A 24,216-nucleotide genomic window follows, 5' to 3' on the forward strand; every position below is an offset into this window, starting at 1 on the left:
TGCCGTTCAGGCCATGGGGGAGGGTGGGCACAACGGCGACCACCGGCCCGCACCGGCTCGTCAGCCGTCCAGCTCTCCCGGACCTTCGGCGCCGCCCCGCTGCCGCCGCACAACCCGCAGCACCTCATCGATCCGGTCAAAACTCAACCGCTCCTCGTCCGCCATGGACGCCGCGATCATCAAATCACCGTAGAGATCGATCTCGATGAGGGCCACGGGGTCCGGCCCGCCGCACAAACCGCGTCGCGGAACCACGCGATTCACCTCCTCGGGTCCTCGGGGCTTCGGTACTCACCGGCCGGGGCCGTCACGTCACCGCTTTCCAGCGTAGTGATCGGTACACACACCGCGCATGGCACAGATGGACCATTTCCATGGCCAACCATGTCCTCCCGCGTTATTTCTGTGGCGAAGCGACCGTGCCCGCATAGATTTCGGCGGGCGCGGGAAGCCGGATGTCCGGCCGGAATCCAAAGGAGCCGAGCTCCACGGTCGACACCACGGTCATCGGCACCGTCATCGGCGTGGCGGGCGGGGTGGCCGGCGCCATGTCCTGCCGATAGGAGGGGTCCCCACCGGGCCTCCTGCCGGGGGAGTACGTCGCGGCGGCAGTGGCGACCCCCGTCTCCCCCACCGGCCCACGCCCGCCGGCCCGCGCGTCCCGCGCCCCGACCCCGAAGCGATAGCGCAGCACCCGCGGCCGCCCCGCCTCGTCGAGATACGCGTCGAACGCAACCGTCCCACTGGAGAACCCTTTCGCCGCAGCGGCCAGCGCGGCCCGGTCCCTCACGGGCGCGGCGCGCGCGGCCCGGTCCAGATCGATCGTGCCCCAGTAGTGCCCCACGCGGGTGTCGCCGATCCACTCGTCCCGTACATACGCCACCTCGCGCGCCCCGCCCAGCAGCTCGGCCGCCGCGAGAGGGTCGGTGGCGCCGCTCGTGAGCAGATCACCGTCCACGAGGGCACCCGTGTCGAGCCGGACCCATTTGCCGGCGGGAACACCCGCGCCCCGGTTCTTCATATACAGCGCGCCGGGGGTGAAGACCTCCGTGATCGCCCTGCGGCCGGCGGACCCGTCGGCGTCCTCGGGCAGCGTCACGGTCAGCCGCCCTGCCGGACGGGTGAAGTCGTAGCCGCCCTTGCCCCGGATCGTCAGCCGCGTCCCGCCGCTGACGGTCTCCATGGACGTCCGTACCCTGGCGCCCCCGGCCCGGGCCAGGGCCTCGGGGGCGTGCCGCACCACAGCGAGCGCCCGAGCGGGATCGACCCCCACCGGGCCTTCCAGCTGAGCCTGCCGGACCTGGCCGCTCGCCCCGCGCCACGGCCCCTTGCCGTCCTGGCCCCGCTCGGCGGAGCCGCCCTGCTCGGCGCAGCCGGAGACGGCGAACAGCCCGAGGGCGATGCCGCCCGCCAGCGCGGTGGCGACGATCACGCCTCCGCGTCTGCGTCCCTGCACCGCCATGGCCGTAAGCCCCCTGCCGCACGCTAGTGGAACCCGTTTCTTCCAACGACCGCCCCGGGGCGGTCGTCACGGCCGGGTAGCGTGGTCACGTGTCCGATCCCGCTGACCACATAACCAGTACGAGCGAACGAGGCTCGTTCTGCACGGCGCGCTGCACCTGCGGCTGGTACGGCCCGGCCCGCCGGGCCCGCTCCCTGGCGAGAGCGGACGCGGAGGATCACCTGACGGGGGCACCGGGCCCGTCCGGCGCTTGAGCCGCGACGGTTCAGGCCGAGCTGCTTGCGCTTGCGGCTAGGCAGCCAGATCCCGGTCCTGGGCCCGCACCTCGTGCCCACGCCCTGCCGCCCCGGACACGGCCTCCGCCGTCGCGGCCGGCACGAGAGCCGTGTCAGCGGCACCCGCACGCGCCCGTACGAGCCACCCGCACCGCGTCCCCGCGATCCACCCCGTCAGCGGCGTGAGCAGCATCATCGCCGGCGGGGCGAGAAGCAGCGTGACGGCCGTGCCCAGGGCCAGCCCGCCGACGACGTCCGTCGGGTAGTGCACACCCATATAGACCCGGCAGAACCCCTCCAGCAGGGCGAGTCCGATGCCGATGAGGCCGTACTTCCGGTTGGCCACGAACAGGCCGACGCCCAGCGCCATCGTGAGCGTCGCGTGGTCGCTGACGAAGGAGAAGTCGGTCTTCCCCTTGACCAGTACCTCCAGGCCCTGGTGGTCGAGGAAGGGCCGGGGCCGGCGGACGAATCCCCGGATGGGCACATTGATCAGCAGGGCGATCCCGGCCGCGAGCGGCGACCACAGCAGCGCGGCCACCCCGGCCGGGGCGTCCTTGCTTTTGCGAACACTCCACCAGGCGCACAGCATCAGCACGGCGAGACCGAGGACGATGCCGTACTCGCCGATGAACTCCACAGCCCGGTCGGTCCAGTGGGGTGCGTCCTTGGCGATGCCGTTGATGTCGTAGAGCAGGCTGACGTCGGGGTTCGTCTCGCCCCCGGCCAATACGGCCACCGGCATGGAGTCTCCCGTCACGAGTCCAGCCATCGCCCGGCCCCTATCTGTCGCCTGTCACCACGCCCAGCTACCGACCCCCGTGGTCCGTGCGCCGCAGCACGCGGCGCTGCTTTCCCACTCCAATGGAACGCCCTGCTCCGGCCCGCCGTTCCACTCTCCACCCAATGATCACCTGGACGTTATCGAAGGGTGACCCGTTGCCCCAGCCCAGGGGTGAGGTTCGCGGGGAGTTCAAGCCAATCGCGACCTGACGCCACCTCATGGGGCGCCACCGGCCCGCCGGTACCCGGCCGGCTCGGGCCGCTCAGGCCTTCCGCCCCGCCCCTCCCGGCGCCGTGGGCAGCGCCTTCGCCCCGTCCGCGGTGACGCGGGTGGCACCGATGTAGTCCGGCTGCGAGTCGATCTTCTCGAACCGGATCACGGCCCCCGTGCGCGGCGCGTGGATCATGTACCCGCCGCCCACGTAGAGCCCCACGTGGTGGATGCTGCGTGGGTCGTTCAGGTCGTTCGCGTAGAAGACGAGATCCCCGGGGAGCAGCTCGTCCCGTTTGGGGTGCGGGCCGGCGTTCCACTGGTCGTTCGCGACGCGCGGCAGCTCGATCCCGACCGTGGCGTACGCGGCCTTGGTCAGCCCCGAGCAGTCGAAGCGCCCGTTGTCCTCGGGCCCGCCGTCACCGCCCCAGAGATAAGGGGTGCCGAGCTTCTCCTGGGCGTAGTAGATGGCCCCGGCCGCCTGCTGCGAGGGCGCCACCCGGCCGACCGGGCGGGCGAAGCTCTTCTCCAGGCTGCGGATGGATTTCACATAGCCCTGCGTCTCGCTGATGGAGGGGACGCCACCGGCCTTGATGACGCGGTACGGGCCGGCGTTGTAAGCGGCCAGCATGTTGTCCGTGATGTCACCGGACACGCCTTTCACGTCCTTGGCCAGCTGACAGTCGTAGGAGGCGGCTGACGGAATGGCGTCCGCCGGATCCCAGATGTCCTTCTTGCCGTCGCCGTTGCCGTCGATGCCCTCGGTGTCCCACGTCTCCTGGATGAACTGCGCGATGCCCATCGCCGCGGCGGGGCTCCTGGCGGTCGGGTCCCAGTTGCTCTCGGTGTAGAGCTGGGCGGCCAGCACGGCGGGGTTGAGGGCGGGGCAGAGATTGCCCCACTTGGCCACGAGTGCCTGGTACTGATCGGGCACGGCGCCCTTGGCGAGCCCGACCGTACCGCCCTTCCCCAGGCCGGTGATGTTCCCGGCGGCCACGTACACCCCGACGACGAGCAGCCCGATGAAACTCAGGCACATCGCGATGCCGACACCCACGCCCACCCAGAGCTTCCGCACCCGTCAACCTTCCCCCATGGCAGGCCTGTTGCACTGCCGTTTCCGGAATATCGTGCGAGGCCTACTCCCGCGCACCCGTTCCCCCGCCCGTCCCCCTACCGCCTGCTTCCTACTTCGCGACGAAGCCGCGGCAGTCGAAACTCGCGTACTCCTTCGGCCCCTTGACGTGCTGGAAGAGCACGGTCCAGTTGCCGGGGTCGTTCCCGACCGGGATGGGGGATCCGACGGGCTCACCCGTGACGAACTGCTGGAAGTCGTCAGGGTAGGTCAGCTGGATGTCCTTGCCCTCGAAGCCGGACACGCCGTCGGGCAGGAGGTTCACCGGTTTGCTGGTGTACCCCAGTCCGAGGTTTGCGCTCGACAAGCCCGCCAACGGCTTGCCCGTCCCCGAATCGATCTCGTGTGGAGGTTTGACGGCCACGGAGACGAAGTACGGCCGAGGGAGGGCAGGATCGGCATACTTGAATCGGAATGAGATCTTCACCTTGCCGGACATCTGGTGACTCGCCGGGTTCTCGACGTTCATGATCGAGGACTGCAGTTCGCCCCGGCCGGCCCGCTCCTCGGGCGGCAGGCCGCACGAGCCCAGGCCGTCGGGGTCCCCCTCCTTGGGGGTCCAGAAGTCACGGTTGGGGTTGGTCGCCTCGATATAGGCGGGCTCCTTGCCGTCGCCCTGACCGGCGGACGGCGCGCCGGACGCCGACGGCGAGCCCGACGCCGAGGCGGGGGCGGAAGCCGCCGGCTCGGCCGCCCCCTTGCCCAGCGCCTTGTCCTCGCTCCCCTTCGCGTCGTCGCCCAGCGACTGGACGGCGAGCGCGGCGACGACGCCGAGGACGACGGACGCGGCGCCGACGGTCAGCCACAGCTTGGTACGACGGGGCGGGGCGGCGGCCACACCCGCGACACCGCCTGCGACACCGCCTGCGGTACTACCCACCGAACCCGGCATCAGCGTCGGCACATACCCGGCCGGAGGCGCGGAAGCCCCAGAGACCGTGGGCGTCCGCTGAGCGACCGGTGGCAGCACCGTGGGCGTACCGCCCACAGCCGTCAGCTCCCGGTACACCGGATCGTCGACGAGCGCCGAACTCACCGCGCACCGCGCGATGATCCCAGCAGGATCCGGCCGCTTGCCCGGATCGCCCGCGACGCACTCCCGGATCAGCTCCGCGAGCGCCGGCTCCACACCGGCCACGTCCACTTCCCCGTGGACGACCCGGTACGTCACGGACTCCAGCGAACCCTCGCCGTAGGGCGGCCGTCCGGTCGCCACGGCGGCCATGGTCGCGCCGAGCGCGAAGACGTCGGCCGCGGCGCTGACGTCGTTCCGCGTGATGATCTCGGGCGCGGTGTACCCGGGCGTGCCCGGGGCCGACCCGGCCTGGGTGAGTGCGGTCTGCTCGGCGCCGCGCGCGATCCCGAAGTCGATGAGCTTGGGCCCGACGGCCGAGAGGATGACGTTGTGCGGCTTCAGGTCGCGGTGGAGCACCTCGTGCCCGTGCACATGGGACAGCGCCTCCGCCAGCGCCGCGAACAGCCGCAGACAGGTGTCGGCGGGCAGTGGGCCCCGCGCCCGTACCGCCTCCACCAGCGTCGGCCCGGGCACGTACTCGGTGGCGAGCCAGTACGGGGTGGCCTCCAGCGAGGCGTCGATCAGGTTGGCGGTGTACGCGCTGCGCACGGCGCGCACGGTCTCCACTTCCCGCCGGAACCGCGCCAGCGCCTCGGGCGACTCGGCGAAATCCTCCCGGATCACCTTGATCGCCACCTGGCGACCGCCGGGCGACCGCCCCAGATACACCTGCCCCATCCCACCGGCACCGAGGCGGGCGAGAACGGTGTGCACGCCGATGTTCGCGGGGTCCTGAGCTCTTAGCGCTTCCACGAGGTGAGACTGTGCCATATCTGATCATGTCCCTGATCACCGTCTCTCAGGCCGCGACCCGGAACCAGACCGCCTTCCCGGGCCCGTGCCCGTGACGGCACACGCCCCAGTGAGTGGCACAGGCCTGGATGAGGCTGAGCCCACGACCGCCCTCGGCGTCAACGGGCCACGCCCGCTCGTGAGGCGCGCCGGGGGCGTAGTCCCGTACGAGGACGAGCAGGGCGCCGCCGTACATCCACTTCGCGTAGACGGTCACGGGCGACGTGCAGTCGCTGCGACGGCAGGCGTTGACCGCGTTGGTGACGACCTCGGAAGTGAGGAGCAGCGTGCTGTCGACGAGCTCCTCCCGGCCGGCGGCGACGAGTGCGGTCCGTACGGCAGCGCGAACCTCACGGACGAGGCTGGGGACAGGGAGGAAACCGAGGGAGAAGTCGGGGCGGATGGGGACGACGGTGGTGATGGGACACATGGCGTGACTCCTGGGCTTCACCGATTGCCGGGTGCCCTCGGGACGGCGAACAGCGGTGGCATTGCCGGGCACGCATACGGGGCGCGGATGGGCGCGCATGCGGACGCGGTGCGCTTCCGGCTTACGGGCCGGGAGGGCGGGTCGGTTTCGACGGTAAGGAGTCGAGTTGCCGATCAGCAACTCATTCCAACCGATTAACTCCAACGAGTGCCCTCAAGCCCTCGAAACCCGGCAGACTGCTCACGATCTCAAGGAGGACGCCATGGGTCTACGCACCAACCCCACGCAGCGACAACGCCGTTTGGGCATCGAACTGCGCAGACTACGAACCTCATCAGGCCTGCCCGTCGGGCATGCAGCAGCCTTCGCCGACCTGGGGCCGGCCCACCTGGGCCACATCGAGGCGGCCCGAACAGCCATTCCCGAGGTGAAGTTGCGGGCACTCACCGACGCTTACGGTTGCCGATCAGAGCCCCTGATTGATGCACTGGTAGCGATGAGCCACGCCACAGGCAAGGGGTGGTGGACGGCGTACAGGGACATCCAAGGTCCGCACACACTCGACCTGGCCGAGCTCGAAGCCACCGCCGTCGCATGCCGTTCATTCCAGTGGCTGTACATGCCGGGGCTGCTTCAGAGCCCGGAATACATCCGGGCTCTCTTCGAGTCGGCCGAGCCTCACACCGACCCCGCACTGATCGAGAAGTACGTCCAGTTCCGGCTCGATCGCCAACGGGCACTCACGGACGGCTCGCTGCGGTTCCATGCCGTGATTCATGAAGCGGCGCTGCGGATGCACTTCGTACCCGCCGAAATCATGCGCCGCCAGGTCCACCACCTGGTCGGGATGGCTCAGCTGCCCCACGTGCAGGTGCAGATCCTCCCCTTCAAGGCGAGCATCAACCCACCGACGTACAGCACGCCGTTCGTTCTCTTCGAGGGCCCGGTACAGGAGCTGAACACGGCCTACATGGAGCAACCCGTCGCGTCTCCCTTCATCAGCGACCCGGAGCACCTGACCCAGTTCGCCCACTCCTTCGAGTCGCTCAGCTCCTCTGCACTGCCACCAATTGACGCCCGAGTCGAACCTGAGTTCCATACGAGGAGGGATTCCCTAGGCCTCATCCAGCACCTGATGTACACGATGTGAAGGAAGCCATGTCAGAGCTCCAATGGCAGAAGTCGAGCTTCAGCGGACCTAGCGGCAACAACGGCGAGTGCATAGAACTGGCCACGACAGAGGCGCGCACCGTCCACCTCCGCGAGAGCGACACCCCAACCATCACCCTCTCCCCCAGCCACCACGCTCTCCGCGCACTCCTCAGGTGGCAGAAGACAGCGTGACGTGCCCGTCATCACCATCCCCCACGGACAGTGGCCGGTGAGCGGGCCTGTAGCGTCATCCCTCTATGTGCGGAAATGATCGGCGCGAGCGTGGCGCGCCGGCAACGGTGAACCAGGCCATCACCTGCTGCGGCTGCGCCGTCATCGCCCTGGTAGTCCTGTCCACCGCCTGGGTCGTCCTCGGCACGATGCTGCCCGAGAAGGTGTTCTGGTACCCGCTCTGGCTCGCGACGGTGGTGTGGAACGGCCAGGACGGCAACGGCGGCATCAACGGACTGTGGAAGTAGCCGCATGAACAAGGGCTGTTGCGGCGCGCTCGCCGCCACGATCGTCGTGTGGGTGCTGCTCGGGTTACTCGTGTCCAAGGCCTTCTTCTACGCTCCATTGGTCGCAGTGGCCCTGGCGCGAGTCCTGATCGAGGGCAAGCACGGCTGAGAAGCCACAGGGGAACTTCACTCGTGACGCCAACCCACCGTCACCACATATGAGTACACATACTCATGCGCCACCCCTCACCCACGGTGATAGAAAGATTCACCGTGCGTCAGACGCATGTGCGGACCACGGGGGCGCCGCCGCGACTGCTGAAGGCGTGCAGCGAAGACGTTTCTCAGGGGAGGGGAAGGCGCCGCCATGTCCAGATGGGACATCAAGCCCGACGGCGTACGCGGCGTGGTCGCCACGACGGCCGAGATCGCGGGCAAGCTGGTGGGCCAGGCCAACGCGTACATCGAACACATCGACTCCGCCGCAGGCCACGCCGGCCGCCTGGCGGGCCCGTGCGACGCGAGCGAGGGCCTCGTCGGAATGGCACTCAAGGCGTACGCGAACCACGCCACACCTGAACTGACCCACATAGCGGTGAGGACACGCACGCGTCCTTCCAGGGCCTGTCGGCCCACTACGCCGCCCCGGAAGCGGACCAGCTCTTCCGCTCGACCCTCCCTGTGCGCGAACGGGCGGCCCACTTCGCCAACGAACTGAACAAGTTGAGCACCTACCTCAGCTATGAGATGGCAGCCGAAACCGGAGGGTACCTGCGCCCGACGCTGCACTCATTCAATGACGCATACGTAGAGGCAGTACAGTCAGGCCTCAAGTCGATCCTTGACGATCGAAATCTAACCGTGAACGACTACATGGCGATCAGGGATATCAAGTTCGAAGGCGAGGGTGCCCTCTATGACTACCTCGGCAAGATTTACGACTACCTGTTCGGCGACCTCGCCGAACAATCTCTCCCGCCGGATTAGATAGTCGACTGCACCACTCGAATGTCGTAGCCAGAACTATCCCTACTGGATTGTTTGCATGAGCTCCTATCAGCAGCCGCCCCCCTACGGGAACGGCCCGCACCAGCCACAGTTCACCCCACCGTACATAGCACCACGGCCAGGCCCGCCCGACGAGGCTCTGCCCAACCCGGGCGTACGTCTCGGAGCCCGAATCATCGACATCCTCATCATCTTGGTCGGGATATTCGTCATCGCCATTCCGGCGGGAGCGGCGATGGCCGCAGTGGCTGATAACGACAATGCTGGTGCAGCGACGATGGCCACAGCAGGCCTCGGAATCATGGCGCTCTACGAGCCTCTCATGACGCACCTTTATGGAGGAACTCTCGGAAAGCGCGTCTGCGGGTTGCGGGTTGCGCGCGTCTCGGACGGGCAGAAGCTCTCTTTGGGGGCCGCCTTCGGACGCTGGGCCGTCTACCAGTTCATCGGACTTGTCCCGTTCGGCGGGCTGATCAACGCACTGTCCTGTCTCTGGGACAAACCACTACGTCAATGCTTTCACGACAAAGCAGCCTCCAGCGTGGTCGTCAAACGCCGTTGGGGACAGTCCGGCAACCACCTGTGATCGCGCTCCGCAGCCACGCATGAGCCTGGACGTTGACGTCTTCGTCGTCGAGGAGAGCGGGGAGATCCGCATCCTCGACGTGCCTCCCGGTTGTTCCGACCGCGCCGGATTCGAGCGATGGCGTCGCACTGTCTGGGGCTCCGAGACAGTGCGATCTCTCGGAGCCCGGTTCTTCCCCAAGCTCGCCGACGGCGACCTCTACGTCCATCCCACCGACGTACCGGCCTTCATCGCCGAGTGCCTGGTCGTCCGCACGCGCGTCGACCGCATAGCCGCCCGCATGCCGACAAGCGAGCCATACGCCTTCACCGTAGAACTGCTCGAGCAGCGCTTGGGCAACATCACCGACGCAGCCCGTCGCGCACAACGAATCGGCGGAGGAGTCCTCATCTGGTGAAACCAGGCGGTGTGGCGGCACGAGCAACACGGTCGATCAGCCGTCCGGGCTACCTCCCAGGGAACGTCTGAACAGTCCGGCCTCGGCTCAAGCACGGTGCTCCACAAAACGCCGGGCCAGGCCAGGCCGGAAAAATCCGGGCCACTCGTCACACTCCCCCGTCGCCATCCGTCAGTGCAGTGACGGACCTCAACCCGCCGGTGCGACAGACAGACGCACCGGCGGGCCAGGCTTACGAAGGGAAACACCATGAGCGCTCGTATGAAGAACCCTGCGATGGTCCTGCCCGACGCCATGAGGGGCATCCAGAGCCTCATGTCGGCCGTCAACCAGGGCGACGTCCCGCAGCAGATCCTGGAGCTGGTGCACCTGCGGGCCAGCCAGATCAACGGGTGCAGCGCCTGTGTGTACGGCGGTATCGCCAGTGCCAAGAAGGCGGGCGAGACCGACGAGCGGCTGCACCAGGTCGCCGCCTGGCGCGAGGCGCCGTTCTTCAGCGATGCCGAGCGCGCCGCGCTGGCGCTGGCGGAGGCCGCGACCCGGATCGCCGACCGTTCGGGCAAGGCCGTGCCGGACGAGATCTGGGACGAGGCGGCGGATCACTTCGACGAGAAGCAGCTCTCCGCCATCATCCTCATGGTCGCCACGACCAACTTCTTCAACCGCATCAACACCACGATCGAGGAGCCGGCCGGTACGACCTGGGGCTGAGGCCGAGCTGCCACCACGTCCGGGCCCTTCTGACCAGCGCGTCCATCCTTTGTTCATCAGGCACCAATCCCTCACGTGAAGGCTCTTCCTCGCAACAACCGGAACCCTTCCGTCGAGTACTGAGAGGTGCCTCCTCATGAACCTCATCGCCCGGACCGGTCTCGCCGCGGCGCTCGCGGTCGGCGCCGTCGCCACGGTCGTCGCGCCCGCTTCCGCCGCGATCAGCACCGACCACGCCCGTGCGGAGTCCGGCACGCACGCCGTGGTGGCGAATCCGAAGACGATCAAGACGGCCGCGTACAACCAGGCGCGGAGCATCCTCGCCAACGCGGGCAGCCAGACGGCCGCCAAGTCGCATCCCATCCACGGAAAGCCCGACGTGCCGGTCAGCTACGGAACGAGCCTGCTGGCCGGATCACGCGACGAGTTCCGGCAGACCGACAAGCACCTGCCGGCGAAGGACAAGAAGTCCGACATGTCGATCCCGCACTACAACGCGATCCACAGCGCGGCGAAGACGATGGGCATCGACCGGTGGTGACGAGGCGCTGTACGCGCTAGCCGTCGTATGCCATGCGACGGGGCCCCGCCACCGGTCTACCGGTGACGGGACCCCGTGCGGCAGGCAGCGCCGATCTCGATTTCCCTCCAAGGGAAGTCGAGAGAATCGCGGGTAGTACGGAGCGATCGCCGGCCCGGCCCCCGGGTTATCCACAGGCCTCGCGGGATTCCGCTCCGTGCGGTGTCCTGAGGTCATGAAACGGGGGGATCAGCGAAATCTTCACGAGGCCGCCGCCGCGCAAGGCGGCGTCCTGCTCACGACGCAGGCCGTCGAGTGCGGGCTGCGGCCCAGCGGAGCGGCGGGGGCGCTACGACGGGCCGGCTGGTCGCGGTTGTACTGCGGGACATGGGGGCAGCCGGGCTTGCGGATCGATACGCGGCTGCGGCTGCTCGCGGTGCAGTTGAGACATCCGGAGTGGGTGGGCAGCCATGGGTCGGCGGCGGCTCTGTACGGCATTCCCGCCCTCCCGCACGGCCGGGCCGTCCGGCGTCGTGGCGTCGCCCGCGTCGTCGGCGACGACGACGTCGAACTCACGGACCCGCGTCGGCGGGGGCAGTCCCGGGCGCCCGGCGTCGTCGTGCACGCCATACCGCTGGCGGCGCGCGAGATCACGGTGGTCGGCGGTGTGCGGGTCACGACGGTCCTCCGGACCATCTGCGACCTGCTGACGGCCCTGCCCGCGCACGAGGGCGTGATCGCTGCCGACTTCGTGCTCGCGAAGGGGCTGGCAGGCCGGGAACAGATCCACGAGGCGCTCGGCCCTGACGGACGCGACGGACGCCGTCGGCGAAACATACGGTCGGCGCGGGCGGCACTCGCGCTGACCGATCCGGCCTCCGGGTCCCCGGCGGAGACCATGGCGCGACTGTGGATGCACGGCACCGGGCTGCATCCGGAATCGCAAGCCGAGGTGACGGCCCCGAACGGCCGACTGCTGCGGCTCGACTTCCTCTTCAGGGCCGAAGGGCTGGGGGTGGAGATCGAGGGATACACCTGGCACGGCAGCCGGGCCGCACACCAGAACGACATCCTCCGCTTCAATGAACTCTCCGGCTGCGAGGGCATCCGCCAGGTGCTCAGGTTCAGCGGCGACGACGTCTTCCGCCGCCCCCGGCTGATGATGCACACCATTCAGGAGGCACTGAGCAGACTTCGGGAGTCAGCGTCAACGGACTCCTCTATCGTGGTCGCCGACGTTCATCCGAACATCCCATCGCGTGAAGGGGCGTTGCCGTGCCCGAGCTCAACTGGATCCCGGCCACTGATGACGAGACGATGACCGAGTACCTGGAGGTGGCCTTCGGCGGCGACGGGAACGTCTACATCCGGGAGAACATCAACCCCGAGACGGTCGTCGTGACCACCGAGACCAAGTGGGAAGCCTTCTGCCTGGGCGTCAGGGCAGGAGAGTTCGACCACTTCGTCGAGGGCATCGACGACTAGGTTCCACCTCCTGGCGCGGTCAGGGCCAGGGTCAGAACAGCGCGGCACCGATCAGCGCGGCCACGACGAAGACCACCACTCCGGCGACAGCCGCGAGCAGCATCTTCGGCCGTCGTCGCCCAGCAGCGCCCACCGCCGCGGCGGCCCTGGTCCGTGCGGATGGCAGCGCGTACGTGGTCGTCGTCTCCCGCTGAAGGGAGGGAGGCAACGGCGCTACGGGCGAGCCGGGGGGCAGGTGCGCCGCCGGAGCCGACGCCGAAGGCGGCACCGCAGCCGCTACGGGGGTCACAGGCGGGGCGGACGGCGTCGGCGGGGCTCCCATGGCCACGGGGGGCACGGGAGCCGCGTGTGGATGCAGAGGTGCGGCCGGGGGTACAGCGACAGGCCCGGCCGGGGGCATCGCCGACGGAGCGGCCGACGGCGTGACAGCGGGTACGGACGGAGGCGCGGCCGACGTCCCCGCCATCGCTGTCGGCCCTGCTGTCGGTGCCACAGTCGGTCCTGCGACCGACTGTGCGGCGGCAGTCTGCGACACCCCCGGCACGAACGGCGAGGTCATGGGCGACAACGGCTGGGGCGTACCCCGCCACGCGGTACTCGAGAAGAAGTCCGCGACCTCCTGCGCCGACGGCCGTTCCTCCGGCTGCTTCGCCAGCATCCTCAGCAGATACGCCTCGAAGGCGGGCGGGACGTCGGGGCGGTAGTGGCGCGGCGGCTCGGGCGGGCTGTCCACGTGCAGGTACAGCAGCGCCGTCGGGTTTTCGTCCCAGAACGGCGGCCGGCCGACCAGCATCTGGTACAGCACGCAGCCCAGCGCGTACACGTCCGATTCCGGGCCCGCGGTCCGGCCCAGGGCGCGCTCGGGGGCGAGATAGGTGCTGGTACCGACGATCTGGCCTGCCCGGGTCAGTCCGGCCGAGGTTTCGTCTACGAAACGGGCGATGCCGAAGTCGCCGATCTTCAGCGTGCCGGTCGCGGCGTCGACCATGAGGTTGCCGGGCTTCACATCCCGGTGGACCACTCCCTGCCGGTGCGCGGCCGCCAGGCCCGAGGCGGTCTGGGCCACCAGGTCGGCCGCGCGGGCCGGCGCGAGGGCGCGCCGCTCGGCGAGCTCCACCGACAGGCTCGACCCCTGGACCAGCTCCATGACCAGGTAGAAGCGGCCCTCCCACTCGCCGAAGTCGTATACGGCGACGACCTGGGGGTGGTTCAGGCGGGCGGCCGTCTGGGCTTCCAGCCGGAAGCGCATGGCGGCCGATTCGTCGCCGTCGTCGCCCAGGAGGAGCTTGACCGCGACCTGACGGCCCAGCACCTCGTCCTGCCCCTGCCAGACTTCGCCCATCCCGCCGCGGCCGAGCGGATCCCCCAACCGGTACCGACCGGCAACCAGCACCCGTACCACCCTTGATCTTGAACCATGCGCAGATCAGGAAGAGTACCCACCGAACACACTGCCGTTCGAACATCCCCCGGCCCCCCTGCGATACCCCTCACACGGCCGGACATTGCCCGCCGTCCATACGCGTGATACACAGAGTCACCATAGGACTCCCCACTGACAACGGGCCTCGTCGCAGGTCAGGGCCATGCAACCGCCGGTCATACGGGTTCCGACAAAAAATGCCGCCAAATCGACATGCGGACGGCGGTATGTCAGCGAAGATAGGTCCGGGCCTTTGCCGTGCGGCGGGGTGGACACAATTACCCGTATGGGGCGGTGAGTTAGAGATGTTCTTGGCGGCCGGCAAAGGCGACATCAACACCATTATTGGCGGAATCGCCCCTAACTGGGGCCCGTTCGGTCAACTGGGCCGAGAGGCCCGGGTGATGATCGAGGTCATCATGGCCGTGGCGATCCTGCTCTGCCTCGCGATCGCGATCTGGGGCGCGGCGAAGCAGCGGATCGGCGCGACGGCCCTGCGCGACACCTTCAGCGCCGAGCAGGGCAAGGGGCTGATCGTCGCCGGCCTGACCGGAGTCTTCATCATCGGCTCGCTCGGCACGCTGTTCACCATTGTCTACGGCATGGCGGTCTGAGCCCCTCCACGCGCCCCTTCCACCCCCACCCGATCCCCTGTGCACCGCCGCGCATCGTCCCAGCGCAGACCCTCTCGTCCCCCAGCCCACCTCCACCGAGGCTGCCAACTGATGCCCCCTCACTCCCCCACGCCCTCCCCCGGGATTCCGTTCACACCGCTACCGTCATATACGGGCGGCAAGCCGGCCACGACGTATGAGGGAGCAGGCGAGCGATGAGTCTCGGCGACGACGGCTACGGTGGCGGCCAGGGCGGCTACGGCGACGACCGCCACATGACGCGCACGCGGCTTCCGGAGGGCGAGGTCGACCCCTACGCGCCGACCCGCCGCGGAAGCGGGCGTTCCGGTCGCGGGGGCCGACCATCCAGCCGGAATCTGGTGACGGTCGTCGGAGTCGTGGTGCTGCTCATCGCGGCGATCGCCTTCGCCAACCGGGGCGGTGACTCCAGCAGCGGCTCCTCCTCCGGCGGCGATGCGCGCCGCCCCGGCGGGAGCGCGCCGACCGCCCCCACCGGCGTGAAGCCGGTCGACGGCAAGACCGGAGGCATCGCCTCCGGGTTCGCCCATTCGGAGCAGGGGGCGCAGTCCGCGGCGGCGAACTTCGCGGTGGCGTTGGGGGGTGACGGAATGTTCCGGAAGGACAGCCGCCACGCGATCGTCGACGCCACCCACACTCCGGATGCCGCGCCCGCTCTCCAAGGGCAGCTCGACACGGCGTACTCCGACGCCTTCCTCAAGAACGTGGGGCTACTGCCCGACGGCTCGGCGCCCAAGGGCCTGACGTTTGTGTCGCGCACAGTCCCCGTCGGGTCGAAGACCACCTCGTACGGGACCAACGACGCGACCGTCGAGGTCTGGTGCACCGGCCTGGTCGGCCTCGCCGGCGAAGGATCGACCAAGCCCGTGAGCCAGACGTGGTTCACCCTGACGCAAAAGCTTCACTGGACGAACGATGACTGGAAGGTCGCGTCGTCCAGTCAGAAGCAGGGTCCCGCACCGGTGAACGGTGACGACCGGGCCGCATCAGCCACTGAGATCGCGAACGCGGTCAGCGGGTACGGAGGGTTCACATATGCCAGGTAGCCACCGCCCGCGCGCCTTCTCCGTCACTGCGGCCGCAGTGGGCGTGCAGGTCGCTCTCATGGCCCTGGCCTCACGCGCGACCGCCGATCCGGTACCGCCGCCGGCTGGCACGCCGACGCCCGCGACCACACCGCCCGTGGCCACGCCCACGCCCGGCGCGTCGGGGTCGGCCGTGCCCACCCCGACACCGTCGGCCTCCAAGGGGAACGACCCTTGCGACCTCATCGTCGGGCTGGCCAAGGACTACTGCAAGGGCGGAAAAACCCCCGGCACCTCCACCTCCCCCAACGACCCCCAGACCGTCACCGACCCCCTCGCCTCCCTCGCCAAGGGCTGTGCCGACGCCGCGTCGTGGATCATCCACAAGCTGTCCACCGCCGTCCACTCCACCGGCAACGTCGACTTCACCAACACCCCCTTCCTCCGCCAGTACGCCGTCGTCTTCGCCGCCTCCACCATCCTCACCCTCGTCCTGTGGCTGCTCGCCGTGGCCAAGCGGGCGGTGCGCGGGGTGCCGTTCAGCGAGGCGATCACCGAGGCTGTGGGGTTCCTGTGGCTGACGGTGCTGGCGTCCGCCTTTACGCCGCTGATCCTCTACACCGTCGTGAACGCCACCGACGCCGTCACGGAGGTCATCGCCACCGGCTCGTCGACGAACAACGACCAGTTCTTCGGCGGCTTCGCCGAGGCCCTGCAGAAGGGCAACGGCATCGGCGGCGGGCCGATCATGCTGATCGTCGTGTCGCTCGTGTCCGTGCTGGCCGCCGGCGTGCTCTGGCTGGAGCTGGTGATCAGGGCCGCCCTGCTCTACGTGGGCGCGCTGCTCGGCACCGCCGTGTACGCGGGGCTGGTGGACAAGAACATGTGGGGGCACGTCCGCCGCTGGGCGGGCATCATGATCGCGGTGATCCTGGTCAAGCCGATCATCATGATCGTGCTCGGCCTCGCCGGGGCCCTGTCCGCCGGGAAGGGGCCGAACTCCTTCTCCGCCGTGGTCTCCGGCCTCGCGATCATCCTCCTCGCCATCTTCGCCAGTGCGATGATCTACCGCTTCGTGCCGGGCTTCGGCGACGAGATCGTCAGCAGCCGCAACGCCAGCAAGGACGTGGCCTCCCGCCAGGCCGCCGCCGTGATCTCCTCGCCCGCCGCCCTGGTCAAGCAGGGCATCACCACCCACAGCGCCCGTGGCGACGGCGGGGGCGGCGGCTCCCAGCCCCGCCCCTCGGGCGCCGTCAGCGGCGGTGTCACCGCCCACAGCGCCCGCCCGGCGGCCGCCCCGTCCAGCAGCAGCGGCGGTGCTCCCTCCGCAGCCTCGGTGCCGGGCACGGCCGCCGTGCCCGCACCCCGCGCACAGAACAACGCGCAGAACAACAGCAAGCGCAATACATCCGGAGGTGAGCGGAGTTGACGATCCAGGCCCAGTCCCAGCCGATCGCGCCCCGCCGTACGTATCTGATCGGCCGCGCGCGTCCCAACGCGGTCGTCGGCAAGAACCGCGAGACCGGCGAGATCGCGCTGATCATCGCGGGCGCGTTCCTTGGCATGATGTGCGGGCTGCTGGTGCCGATCCTCCCCCTGCGGATCATCACCCTCACCGGCCTCCCGGCGCTGTCGCTGGCCGCCGTCTACGTCCCGTACAAGAACCGCACGTTCTACAAGTGGTTTGAGATCAACCGCTCCTACAAACGGTCGCTGCGTCGCGGCGCGACGTACCGTTCCGCGGTGATCGAGGCGGGCACCCGGATGGACGGGCGGGAGATCGAGGTCGGCCCGCCGCCCGGGATCGGGCGGATCAACTGGCTGTCCGCGCCCTTCGGGCCGGACGAGATCGCCGTGCTGCTGCACGCCGACCGCCGCACCGTCACCGCCGCGATCGAGATCGAGGGCCCCGGCGTCGGCCTGCGCGACTCGGAGGACCAGGAGGCGCTGGTCGAACGGTTCGGCACGCTGCTGAAGCACGTCGCCAACGGCGACGGCTACGTCACCCGCATCCAGATGCTCGCCCGTACGCTCCCCGCCGACCCCGACGCCCACGCCAAGGACGTCGAGCGGCGCGGCGACGAGCGGGCTCCGGAGTGGCTCAAGGACTCCTACGACCAGCTCCAGTCCATGGTCTCCACCTCCTCGGAGCAGCACCGCGCCTACCTCGTCGCCTGTATGCACTACGGCCGTGAACTGGCCGCCGAGGCCCAGGCCATCGCCCGCGCCTCCCGGCACGAGGCCGGCAAGCGGCGGCTGGACAAGGACGCGGGCCTCGCCGTCGTCATGGCACGCGAGCTCACGGACATCTGCGCCCGCCTCGCCGAGGCGGACATCCGCGTCCGCCAGCCGCTGGGCCAGGCGCGCCTCGCCTCGCTCGTGCACTCGATGTACGACCCGGACCACCCCATCGACCACATCCAGGCGATGACGAAGCGGAACGCCTGGCCGGCCGAGCTGGACGCCATGGAACCCACGTTCCTCCAGGCGAAGACGCGCGAGTCGTCCACCCGGGCACCCTGGTGTCACTCCACGGCGTGGGTCAAGGAATGGCCGATGACACCCGTGGGGGTCAATTTCCTCGCTCCCCTCCTCGTCCACACGCCCGATGTGATTCGTACAGTGGCGGTCTGCATGGACCTGGAGCCGACCGACGTCGCCATCGAACGGATGCTGACCGAGAAGACCAACGACGACGCGGACGCCTCCCGCGCCGCCAAGATGAACCGGGTCGTCGACCCGCGCGACGTAGCCCACCACTCCCGCGTCGACCAGCGCGGCGAGGACCTCGCCAGCGGCGCGGCCGGCGTCAACCTCGTCGGCTACATCACCGTGTCATCGCGTTCCCCGGAGGCCCTGGCGCGCGACAAGCGGACCATAAGAGCCTCGGCCGGCAAGAGCTACCTCAAGCTCGAGTGGTGCGACCGCGAGCACCACCGGGCGTTCGTCAACACGCTGCCGTTCGCGACCGGCATCCGACGATAGGGGCAATGCCGTGCTCGACCCGCTCGCCGCCGTCACCGACGCCTTCACCAGTTTCCTGTTCGGAAAGGTCGAAACCACCCGGCTGCCCGTACGTACCTCCACCGGGCAGGCGCAGGCCGTCTACCTCCCCACCGCGGCTCCCGGCCTCGGCGACTCCGGCGTGGTCATCGGGCGTGAGGTGTACTCCGGCAAGGGCTATATCTACGACCCCTTCCAGCTCTACGGACAGCAACTGCCCGCCCCCCACTGGCTCGTCCTCGGCGAGTCCGGCAACGGCAAGTCCGCGCTGGAGAAGACCTACGTCCTACGACAGCTGCGCTTCCGCGACCGTCAGGTCGTCGTCCTCGACGCCCAGGGCGAGGACGGCGTCGGCGAGTGGAACCTGATCGCGCAGCAGCTGGGGATAACCCCCATCCGGCTGGACCCTACGGCCGCCCTCAACGGCGGCATCCGCCTCAACCCCCTCGACCCGGCCATCACCACGACCGGCCAGCTCGCCCTCCTCCGCACCATCATCGAGGTCGCCACCGGCCGGGGACTCGACGAACGCGCCGGCTTCGCCCTCAAGGTCGCCCACGCGACTGTGCTCAATGAATTCGGCTCCGCCGAGGGCAACGAGACGAACCTCGACCGGCAGCCCGTCCTCACCGACATCGTCGAGCAACTGCGCCACCCCGAGGCCGAGTCCGCGGAATCGATGAACGTCGACATAGAAGACGTACGGGCCTGGGGCCTGGACGTCGCCCTGGTGCTGGACCGGCTCGTCGACGGCGACCTGCGCGGGATGTTCGACGGCCCCACGACGGCCGGCATCGATCTCGACGCGCCCCTGATCGTCTTCGACCTCTCCCACATCGACCGCAACTCCATCGCCATGCCGATCCTCATGGCGATCGTCGGCGTCTGGCTGGAGCACACCTGGATCAGGCCGGACCGGAAGAAGCGAATCTTCTTGGTCGAGGAAGCCTGGCACATCATCAACTCACCCTTCGTCGCCCAGCTCTTCCAGCGCCTGCTGAAGTTCGGACGGCGGCTCGGCCTGTCGTTCGTCGCGGTGGTCCACCACCTCTCCGACGTCGTCGACGGCGCGGCGGCGAAGGAAGCGGCCGCGATCCTGAAGATGGCCTCCACCCGGACCATCTACGCCCAGAAGGCCGACGAAGCCCGGGCCACGGGCCGGGTCCTGGGGCTGCCCCGCTGGGCGGTCGAGATCATCCCGACCCTCACCCCCGGCATCGCGGTCTGGGACGTCAACGGCAACGTCCAGGTCGTCAAACACCTCATCACGGACGCCGAACGCCCCCTCGTCTACACCGACCGCGCCATGACCGAGGACGGCGACCGCACCCACGAGCTCGCGGCGGAGGCGGCAGCGGCGGAACGAGCCGCCGCGGCACGGGAATCGCCGTTCGCCGACGAGCCGTACGGCACCGCCTCGACCTACGGATCCTCGGAATCGACGGTGGCGTGAGATGAGGTCCTCGGGGGGCGGGGACCGGGCGGGGCACCGGGACCCGGGTGCGGAGCGCGGTATTCCGGATGGCCTGCTGGTCAGCGGCATAGCCTTTCTGCTGGGCCTGAACCTGCTGGTCTGGACGGCCACCGGCCTGGCCGCCCTCGCCGAACACGGCAGCTGGCCGGAGGGGGTGACCCTGACCCGCACCCCCCAGGCCCTGCGTCATCTGATGACCCAGCCCCGCGACCTCCCTTCCGCGTGGCCGAGCACCCCGCAGGAGGCCCTTTCGGGGTACGGGCTGTTCTGGGGCATCCTCATCAGCGAGCTGCTGGTGGCCGTGGTGCTGATGACGTTCGCGATCGGCACGCTGGCCCGCTGGCGGGGCGCACGGGCACGCCGGGCGGCGGAGGCGGCCGTACCCGCGCCGGCGGTGGGGCCGGCATCGGCGGCGGAGGCCACGTCGGCGTCTGAGGCCGCGCCTGCGTCGGGGGTCTCGCCGATCGCGGAGGCCGCACCGGCGGTGAATCCCGCACCGGCGGTGGAGTCGACGGCCGCCGCCGTCCCCGAGCCGCGGACAGCCGCCGGCGCGGCCTCGGCACCTACGACACCGGTGGCAGCAGCCGCCACGGCGACCACACCGGCCACGACTCCCCCGGCCGCCTCCTCGGTCGTCCCGGCCCCCTCCCCGCCCTCAACCCCCCGGCGCCTCCTCTACACCACCGATCGCCGTGCCCCCGCCTCCCGCGCGGTCCTCGAAGCCGCCGGCCCGGCGCTGGTCGTCACCAGCGATCCCGGCCTCTGGACCGAGACCAAGACCGCGCGCGCCAAGCTCGGGCCGGTCCACGTCTTCGACCCGAGCCACCTCCTCGACACTCCCGACCGGCTCCGCTGGAGCCCCACCACCGGCTGCGAGTCACGCGACACCGCCGCGGCCCGCGCGGCCGCGCTCCTCGCGCCCGTACGGCCCCTCAGCACCCTCGACTCGGCCACCGCCGACACCGCCGAGACCCTGCTGCGCTGCTGGCTCCACGCCGCGGCCGTGGACGGTCGGCCCTTCCGTCAGGTGCACCGCTGGGCCCAGGGCACGTCGGCCCACGAACCGGTCCGTATCCTCCGGACCAGCCCCAAGGCCACCGGCGGCACCGCGGGCGAACTGGAATCCGCCCTCACCGGGCACCCCGAGCGGCGCGACATGGCCCAGGAGCTGGCCGCACGGGCTCTCGGCGCCCTGACGTCCGTCCACATCCGGGACGCCTGTAACCCGAATCGAGCCAATTCGCCGGCGCCGGAATCATTCGTCGCCGAAGAGGGAACGCTGTACGTGGTGGGTGAGGCGATTGAGGATCCCCGCACCCGCCCGGGTGCGATGCCCTTGCTCACCGCACTCGCCTCAAGCGTGGTCGAGCACGGCCGCCGCATGGCCGCACGGTCATCCTCCGGCCGGCTCGACCCACCACTCACCCTCGTCCTCGACGATGTGGCGGCAGTGGCCCCGCTGCCCGCCCTGCCCGACCTTCTGGAGCACGGCGAGGCACAGGGCCTCCCCACGTTCGCGCTGATGCGCTCCGAGGAGCAGGGCCGGGCACGCTGGCCCCGCCGCACCCTTCCGACCGGGTAGCACGGAAGTCCGACCGGACAAGCGCGTCCGCCCGGACAAGCACGGAAGCCGACGAAGCCACGGCGACAGGGGGTAACCGCCATGCACGACACCCTCCTCCTCACCCACACCACACTCATCGCCGCCCCGGGAACACGCGGCCCCGAGCAGGACATGACCGTCGTCGTCCGCGACGGCAGCATCGTGACGGTCGGCCGTACGGCCGAGGTCCCCGTCCCGCACGGGGCCCGTGTCATGGACCTCTCCGGGAAGTACGTCATCCCGGGTCTCGTCGACATGCACACGCACAGCCACGGACCGGCGGAGCTCGTCGCCCCGCTCTACGTCCTCACCGGTGTGACGACCGTCCGGGAGATGTGGGGCACGCCGGCCGTCCGCGCCGGCCGTGACCGGGTCGAGCAGGGTGATTTCCCGGGCCCCCGCTGGGTGATCGCCAGCACCCTCGTCGACGGGCGGCCCAGCCTCTGGACCGACGACGCCTCACCGGTCCCGGTCGTCGAGGCGGGCACGGAGGCCGAGGCACGGGAAGCCGTCCGCCGGATCAAGGAGGAGGGCGCGGACTTCATCAAGGTCTACTCACGGCTGACGCGCGAGGTCTACCTCGCCCTCGCGGACGAAGCCCGACGGCGGGGCATCCCGTACGCCGGCCACTGCCCCGACGCCGTGTCCGTGACGGAGGCGTCCGACGCCGGCCAACGCACCATCGAACATCTCCATCCTCTTCTCACCGCGACGAGTTCGGAGCAGTCGACGCTCCGCCGCGAGATGGAGGACGGTCTGAAGGTCGATCCGACGGACACCGGCTCGATCAGCCGCTGCCGCCGCTGGTTCCGCCGGGTTCATCAGCTGGAGTCGCTCGCGGCTCGCTCCTACGACCCCGAACGAGCCGACCGCGTCTTCGACCGCCTCGCCGCGAACGGCACCCATGTCACACCGACGCTCGGCATCCACCACGTCATGGAGCGCCAGGACACCCTCCCGAAACGGGCCCCCGAATGGGTCCATCTGCCCAGTTGGCTGACCGGCGCGTGGCCGAGCCAGTTGGAGGAGCTGATGGGCGGCCGAACAGAGCAGGAGTATGCGAACGTCCGCGATGTAAACGTCCATCACACGCGGATCGTCGGCGAACTCCACCGCCACGGCGTCCCCCTCCTCGCCGGTACGGACTCCGGGGCCCCCTACCTCGTCCCCGGCTTCGCCCTCCACCAGGAGCTGGAACACCTCACCCTGGCCGGCCTCGGGGCGGCTCACGCCCTACGAGCTGCCACCACCACGCCGGCCCACGCCCTCGGCCTGGAGGCCCTCCTCGGCACGATCGAGCCCGGCAAGGCCGCCGACCTCGTCGTCCTCGACGCGGACCCGTTGGACGACATCCGCAATACGCGGCGCGTCGACTCGGTGGTGACGCGCGGCCACTTGATCGACCGGGCGGAACGCCGACGGCTGCTCGCCCAGATCGCGCAGGCGGCGGCCGAGCTGAAGCCGCCCGCGGGCATGGCCTCGTGAGGAAGGCCAAACCGAGGATCGCGATCACCATGGGCCGCGATGAAGCGGGTGCGACCCTGCCCGCGGATCTACGCGCACGGCTCGCGGAATGGGGGGAGGTGGTGGGTGGTGCAGCGGAACAGGCCGACGTTCTCATCACGGGCTGGGGAAGCCCCCCGCTCACGGAAAGCTTCCTCGCCCGGGCACCGCGTGTGCGGGTGGTCCTTCATGCTGCCGGGTCCGTCAAATGGCTGGTCACGGACGCGGTGTGGGAGCGGGGCATCGTGGTCTCCTCCGCCGCCGACGTCAATGCCGGTCCGGTCGCCGACTACGCCCTCGCCACGATCACTTTCGCGGTCAAGAAGGCGGTGATCGCGGCGTCCACGTATGCCACGAGCACCGCCTGGCCCGGGTTCGCGGAACGGGAAGGCGGCGACGGCCGTACGGTCGGTGTCGTCGGGGCGTCACGCATCGGGCGGCTGGTCCTGGAGCGGCTGGCCACGGCGGATACGGGATGCCGGGTTCTCCTGTACGACCCGTATGTGTCCGCCGCCGAGGCCGCGCGGCTGGGTGTCGAGGCGGTGGGGCTCGAGGAACTGTGCGGCAGCAGTAGCGTCATCACACTCCACGCTCCTGAAATACCGGAAACCCGGCACATGCTGGACGCCCGCAGGCTGGCTCTCATTCCGGACGGCGGCACGGTCGTCAACACCGCACGCGGCTCACTGATCGACACGGAGGCGCTGGTGCGGGAATGCGCGTCGGGGCGGCTCAACGCGTTCCTGGACGTGACGGAGCCGGAGCCCCTGCCGCCGGGGCATCCACTGTTCTCCTTGCCGAATGTGCTGGTCACTCCCCATATCGCGGGGGCCCAGGGGAGCGAGGTCCGCAGGCTGGGGAAGTGGGTGGTGGAGGAAACGGAACGGTGGGTGCGGGGATTGCCGTTGTCCGGGCCGGTGAGAAGGGAAGACCTTTGCCGGCTGGCCTAGCTTTTGGCCGTAAACGCAAGAAAGCCCTGGCAGGTATCCCCTGCCAGGGCTTTCTCCAAAAGAAGTTCGGCGGCGTCCTACTCTCCCACAGGGTCCCCCCTG

At 69.6% G+C, this 24,216-nt stretch carries 27 protein-coding genes; 20 read left to right on the forward strand and 7 right to left on the reverse strand.

Going from position 1 to position 24,216, the window contains the following annotated elements:
• Positions 1 to 60 precede the first annotated feature (60 nt).
• The 6 genes from AB0E98_RS18615 to AB0E98_RS18640 form a co-directional block, all read right to left on the reverse strand.
• The gene (locus AB0E98_RS18615; protein ID WP_361703666.1) at positions 61 to 255 is read right to left on the reverse strand and encodes a hypothetical protein; all 195 of its coding nucleotides are present in this window, start codon (positions 253 to 255) and stop codon (positions 61 to 63) included.
• A gap of 142 nt (positions 256 to 397) precedes the next feature.
• The gene (locus AB0E98_RS18620) at positions 398 to 1,462 is read right to left on the reverse strand and encodes a hypothetical protein (protein ID WP_361703551.1); all 1,065 of its coding nucleotides are present in this window, start codon (positions 1,460 to 1,462) and stop codon (positions 398 to 400) included.
• A gap of 291 nt (positions 1,463 to 1,753) precedes the next feature.
• Positions 1,754 to 2,476, reverse strand: a complete 723-nt coding sequence (locus AB0E98_RS18625) for a phosphatase PAP2 family protein (protein WP_361703668.1) — start codon at positions 2,474 to 2,476, stop codon at positions 1,754 to 1,756.
• Positions 2,477 to 2,783: 307 nt separating this feature from the next.
• The gene (locus tag AB0E98_RS18630; RefSeq protein WP_361703553.1) at positions 2,784 to 3,809 is read right to left on the reverse strand and encodes a bifunctional lytic transglycosylase/C40 family peptidase; all 1,026 of its coding nucleotides are present in this window, start codon (positions 3,807 to 3,809) and stop codon (positions 2,784 to 2,786) included.
• A gap of 109 nt (positions 3,810 to 3,918) precedes the next feature.
• On the reverse strand, positions 3,919 to 5,712 hold the full coding sequence (locus AB0E98_RS18635; RefSeq protein WP_361703555.1) for a serine/threonine-protein kinase: 1,794 nt from the start codon (positions 5,710 to 5,712) through the stop codon (positions 3,919 to 3,921).
• Positions 5,713 to 5,740: 28 nt separating this feature from the next.
• Positions 5,741 to 6,163 carry an ATP-binding protein gene (locus AB0E98_RS18640; RefSeq protein ID WP_361703558.1) on the reverse strand — a complete coding sequence of 141 codons (423 nt, stop codon included), beginning with the start codon at positions 6,161 to 6,163 and terminating at the stop codon, positions 5,741 to 5,743.
• A gap of 166 nt (positions 6,164 to 6,329) precedes the next feature.
• On the opposite strand from AB0E98_RS18640, the gene AB0E98_RS18645 reads away from it, so the two are divergent.
• From AB0E98_RS18645 to AB0E98_RS18700, 12 genes are all read left to right on the forward strand, one after another.
• Entirely contained in the window at positions 6,330 to 7,313 is a 984-nt protein-coding gene (locus AB0E98_RS18645) for a helix-turn-helix transcriptional regulator (RefSeq protein WP_361703559.1), read from the forward strand.
• A gap of 8 nt (positions 7,314 to 7,321) precedes the next feature.
• Positions 7,322 to 7,507 (forward strand): DUF397 domain-containing protein, encoded by a 186-nt coding sequence (locus tag AB0E98_RS18650; RefSeq protein WP_361703560.1) that lies wholly within the window; start codon positions 7,322 to 7,324, stop codon positions 7,505 to 7,507.
• 107 nt (positions 7,508 to 7,614) lie between these two features.
• Positions 7,615 to 7,794: a hypothetical protein gene (locus AB0E98_RS18655; protein ID WP_361703563.1), complete on the forward strand. Its 180-nt coding sequence runs from the start codon at positions 7,615 to 7,617 to the stop codon at positions 7,792 to 7,794.
• A 4-nt stretch (positions 7,795 to 7,798) separates the two neighbouring features.
• On the forward strand, positions 7,799 to 7,942 hold the full coding sequence (locus AB0E98_RS18660; protein ID WP_361703565.1) for a hypothetical protein: 144 nt from the start codon (positions 7,799 to 7,801) through the stop codon (positions 7,940 to 7,942).
• A gap of 198 nt (positions 7,943 to 8,140) precedes the next feature.
• Positions 8,141 to 8,491, forward strand: coding sequence for a DUF6507 family protein (locus AB0E98_RS18665; RefSeq protein ID WP_361703566.1), 351 nt, complete (start codon positions 8,141 to 8,143; stop codon positions 8,489 to 8,491).
• Positions 8,455 to 8,760: a hypothetical protein gene (locus AB0E98_RS18670; RefSeq protein WP_361703680.1), complete on the forward strand. Its 306-nt coding sequence runs from the start codon at positions 8,455 to 8,457 to the stop codon at positions 8,758 to 8,760. Before AB0E98_RS18665 ends, AB0E98_RS18670 begins: the two co-directional genes overlap by 37 nt.
• Positions 8,761 to 8,920: 160 nt before the next feature.
• Entirely contained in the window at positions 8,921 to 9,367 is a 447-nt protein-coding gene (locus tag AB0E98_RS18675) for an RDD family protein (RefSeq protein ID WP_361703671.1), read from the forward strand.
• 19 nt (positions 9,368 to 9,386) lie between these two features.
• On the forward strand, positions 9,387 to 9,764 hold the full coding sequence (locus AB0E98_RS18680) for a hypothetical protein (protein WP_361703568.1): 378 nt from the start codon (positions 9,387 to 9,389) through the stop codon (positions 9,762 to 9,764).
• Positions 9,765 to 10,013: 249 nt separating this feature from the next.
• The gene (locus AB0E98_RS18685; RefSeq protein ID WP_361703571.1) at positions 10,014 to 10,475 is read left to right on the forward strand and encodes a carboxymuconolactone decarboxylase family protein; all 462 of its coding nucleotides are present in this window, start codon (positions 10,014 to 10,016) and stop codon (positions 10,473 to 10,475) included.
• A 136-nt stretch (positions 10,476 to 10,611) separates the two neighbouring features.
• Positions 10,612 to 11,016 (forward strand): hypothetical protein, encoded by a 405-nt coding sequence (locus AB0E98_RS18690; RefSeq protein ID WP_361703573.1) that lies wholly within the window; start codon positions 10,612 to 10,614, stop codon positions 11,014 to 11,016.
• Positions 11,017 to 11,230: 214 nt separating this feature from the next.
• Complete coding sequence (locus tag AB0E98_RS18695; RefSeq protein WP_361703576.1) at positions 11,231 to 12,316, forward strand: hypothetical protein; 1,086 nt, start codon at positions 11,231 to 11,233, stop codon at positions 12,314 to 12,316.
• Positions 12,313 to 12,480, forward strand: coding sequence for a DUF397 domain-containing protein (locus AB0E98_RS18700; protein ID WP_361703673.1), 168 nt, complete (start codon positions 12,313 to 12,315; stop codon positions 12,478 to 12,480). The genes AB0E98_RS18695 and AB0E98_RS18700 overlap by 4 nt, the downstream gene beginning before the upstream one ends.
• A 31-nt stretch (positions 12,481 to 12,511) precedes the next feature.
• Here the strand turns inward: AB0E98_RS18700 and AB0E98_RS18705 are convergent, their stop codons facing one another.
• Positions 12,512 to 13,873 carry a protein kinase gene (locus AB0E98_RS18705; RefSeq protein WP_361703579.1) on the reverse strand — a complete coding sequence of 454 codons (1,362 nt, stop codon included), beginning with the start codon at positions 13,871 to 13,873 and terminating at the stop codon, positions 12,512 to 12,514.
• A gap of 335 nt (positions 13,874 to 14,208) precedes the next feature.
• Here AB0E98_RS18705 and AB0E98_RS18710 point away from each other — a divergent pair, with 335 nt between their 5' ends.
• From AB0E98_RS18710 to AB0E98_RS18745, 8 genes are all read left to right on the forward strand, one after another.
• Positions 14,209 to 14,517 (forward strand): hypothetical protein, encoded by a 309-nt coding sequence (locus AB0E98_RS18710; RefSeq protein WP_099199098.1) that lies wholly within the window; start codon positions 14,209 to 14,211, stop codon positions 14,515 to 14,517.
• A 215-nt stretch (positions 14,518 to 14,732) separates the two neighbouring features.
• Positions 14,733 to 15,602 carry a hypothetical protein gene (locus AB0E98_RS18715; RefSeq protein WP_361703581.1) on the forward strand — a complete coding sequence of 290 codons (870 nt, stop codon included), beginning with the start codon at positions 14,733 to 14,735 and terminating at the stop codon, positions 15,600 to 15,602.
• Complete coding sequence (locus AB0E98_RS18720) at positions 15,592 to 17,010, forward strand: hypothetical protein (protein ID WP_361703584.1); 1,419 nt, start codon at positions 15,592 to 15,594, stop codon at positions 17,008 to 17,010. Before AB0E98_RS18715 ends, AB0E98_RS18720 begins: the two co-directional genes overlap by 11 nt.
• Before the next feature lie 2 nt (positions 17,011 to 17,012).
• Entirely contained in the window at positions 17,013 to 18,566 is a 1,554-nt protein-coding gene (locus AB0E98_RS18725) for an SCO6880 family protein (protein ID WP_361703675.1), read from the forward strand.
• 10 nt (positions 18,567 to 18,576) lie between these two features.
• The gene (locus AB0E98_RS18730; RefSeq protein WP_361703587.1) at positions 18,577 to 20,037 is read left to right on the forward strand and encodes an ATP-binding protein; all 1,461 of its coding nucleotides are present in this window, start codon (positions 18,577 to 18,579) and stop codon (positions 20,035 to 20,037) included.
• Between the two features lies 1 nt (position 20,038).
• Positions 20,039 to 21,640, forward strand: a complete 1,602-nt coding sequence (locus AB0E98_RS18735) for a type VI secretion protein (protein ID WP_361703590.1) — start codon at positions 20,039 to 20,041, stop codon at positions 21,638 to 21,640.
• Between the two features lie 81 nt (positions 21,641 to 21,721).
• Positions 21,722 to 23,146 carry an amidohydrolase family protein gene (locus AB0E98_RS18740; protein ID WP_361703592.1) on the forward strand — a complete coding sequence of 475 codons (1,425 nt, stop codon included), beginning with the start codon at positions 21,722 to 21,724 and terminating at the stop codon, positions 23,144 to 23,146.
• Positions 23,147 to 23,175: 29 nt separating this feature from the next.
• Positions 23,176 to 24,114, forward strand: a complete 939-nt coding sequence (locus AB0E98_RS18745; protein ID WP_361703595.1) for a hydroxyacid dehydrogenase — start codon at positions 23,176 to 23,178, stop codon at positions 24,112 to 24,114.
• The last annotated feature ends 102 nt before the right edge of the window (positions 24,115 to 24,216 follow it).

Source organism: Streptomyces sp. NPDC037389 (assembly GCF_040636475.1).
Taxonomy (GTDB): domain Bacteria; phylum Actinomycetota; class Actinomycetes; order Streptomycetales; family Streptomycetaceae; genus Streptomyces; species Streptomyces hesseae.

Bases quoted from the DNA above. Each gene is read 5' to 3' on its own strand.
- AB0E98_RS18690 (WP_361703573.1), top strand. From the start codon at position 10,612: ATGAACCTCATCGCCCGGACCGGTCTCGCCGCGGCGCTCGCGGTCGGC.
- AB0E98_RS18650 (WP_361703560.1), top strand. From the start codon at position 7,322: ATGTCAGAGCTCCAATGGCAGAAGTCGAGCTTCAGCGGACCTAGCGGC.
- AB0E98_RS18720 (WP_361703584.1), top strand. From the start codon at position 15,592: ATGCCAGGTAGCCACCGCCCGCGCGCCTTCTCCGTCACTGCGGCCGCA.
- AB0E98_RS18700 (WP_361703673.1), top strand. From the start codon at position 12,313: ATGACCGAGTACCTGGAGGTGGCCTTCGGCGGCGACGGGAACGTCTAC.
- AB0E98_RS18695 (WP_361703576.1), top strand. From the start codon at position 11,231: ATGAAACGGGGGGATCAGCGAAATCTTCACGAGGCCGCCGCCGCGCAA.
- AB0E98_RS18620 (WP_361703551.1), bottom strand. From the start codon at position 1,462: ATGGCGGTGCAGGGACGCAGACGCGGAGGCGTGATCGTCGCCACCGCG.
- AB0E98_RS18745 (WP_361703595.1), top strand. From the start codon at position 23,176: ATGGGCCGCGATGAAGCGGGTGCGACCCTGCCCGCGGATCTACGCGCA.
- AB0E98_RS18710 (WP_099199098.1), top strand. From the start codon at position 14,209: ATGTTCTTGGCGGCCGGCAAAGGCGACATCAACACCATTATTGGCGGA.
- AB0E98_RS18680 (WP_361703568.1), top strand. From the start codon at position 9,387: ATGAGCCTGGACGTTGACGTCTTCGTCGTCGAGGAGAGCGGGGAGATC.
- AB0E98_RS18685 (WP_361703571.1), top strand. From the start codon at position 10,014: ATGAGCGCTCGTATGAAGAACCCTGCGATGGTCCTGCCCGACGCCATG.
- AB0E98_RS18715 (WP_361703581.1), top strand. From the start codon at position 14,733: ATGAGTCTCGGCGACGACGGCTACGGTGGCGGCCAGGGCGGCTACGGC.
- AB0E98_RS18740 (WP_361703592.1), top strand. From the start codon at position 21,722: ATGCACGACACCCTCCTCCTCACCCACACCACACTCATCGCCGCCCCG.
- AB0E98_RS18660 (WP_361703565.1), top strand. From the start codon at position 7,799: ATGAACAAGGGCTGTTGCGGCGCGCTCGCCGCCACGATCGTCGTGTGG.
- AB0E98_RS18640 (WP_361703558.1), bottom strand. From the start codon at position 6,163: ATGTGTCCCATCACCACCGTCGTCCCCATCCGCCCCGACTTCTCCCTC.
- AB0E98_RS18735 (WP_361703590.1), top strand. From the start codon at position 20,039: ATGAGGTCCTCGGGGGGCGGGGACCGGGCGGGGCACCGGGACCCGGGT.
- AB0E98_RS18665 (WP_361703566.1), top strand. From the start codon at position 8,141: ATGTCCAGATGGGACATCAAGCCCGACGGCGTACGCGGCGTGGTCGCC.
- AB0E98_RS18635 (WP_361703555.1), bottom strand. From the start codon at position 5,712: ATGGCACAGTCTCACCTCGTGGAAGCGCTAAGAGCTCAGGACCCCGCG.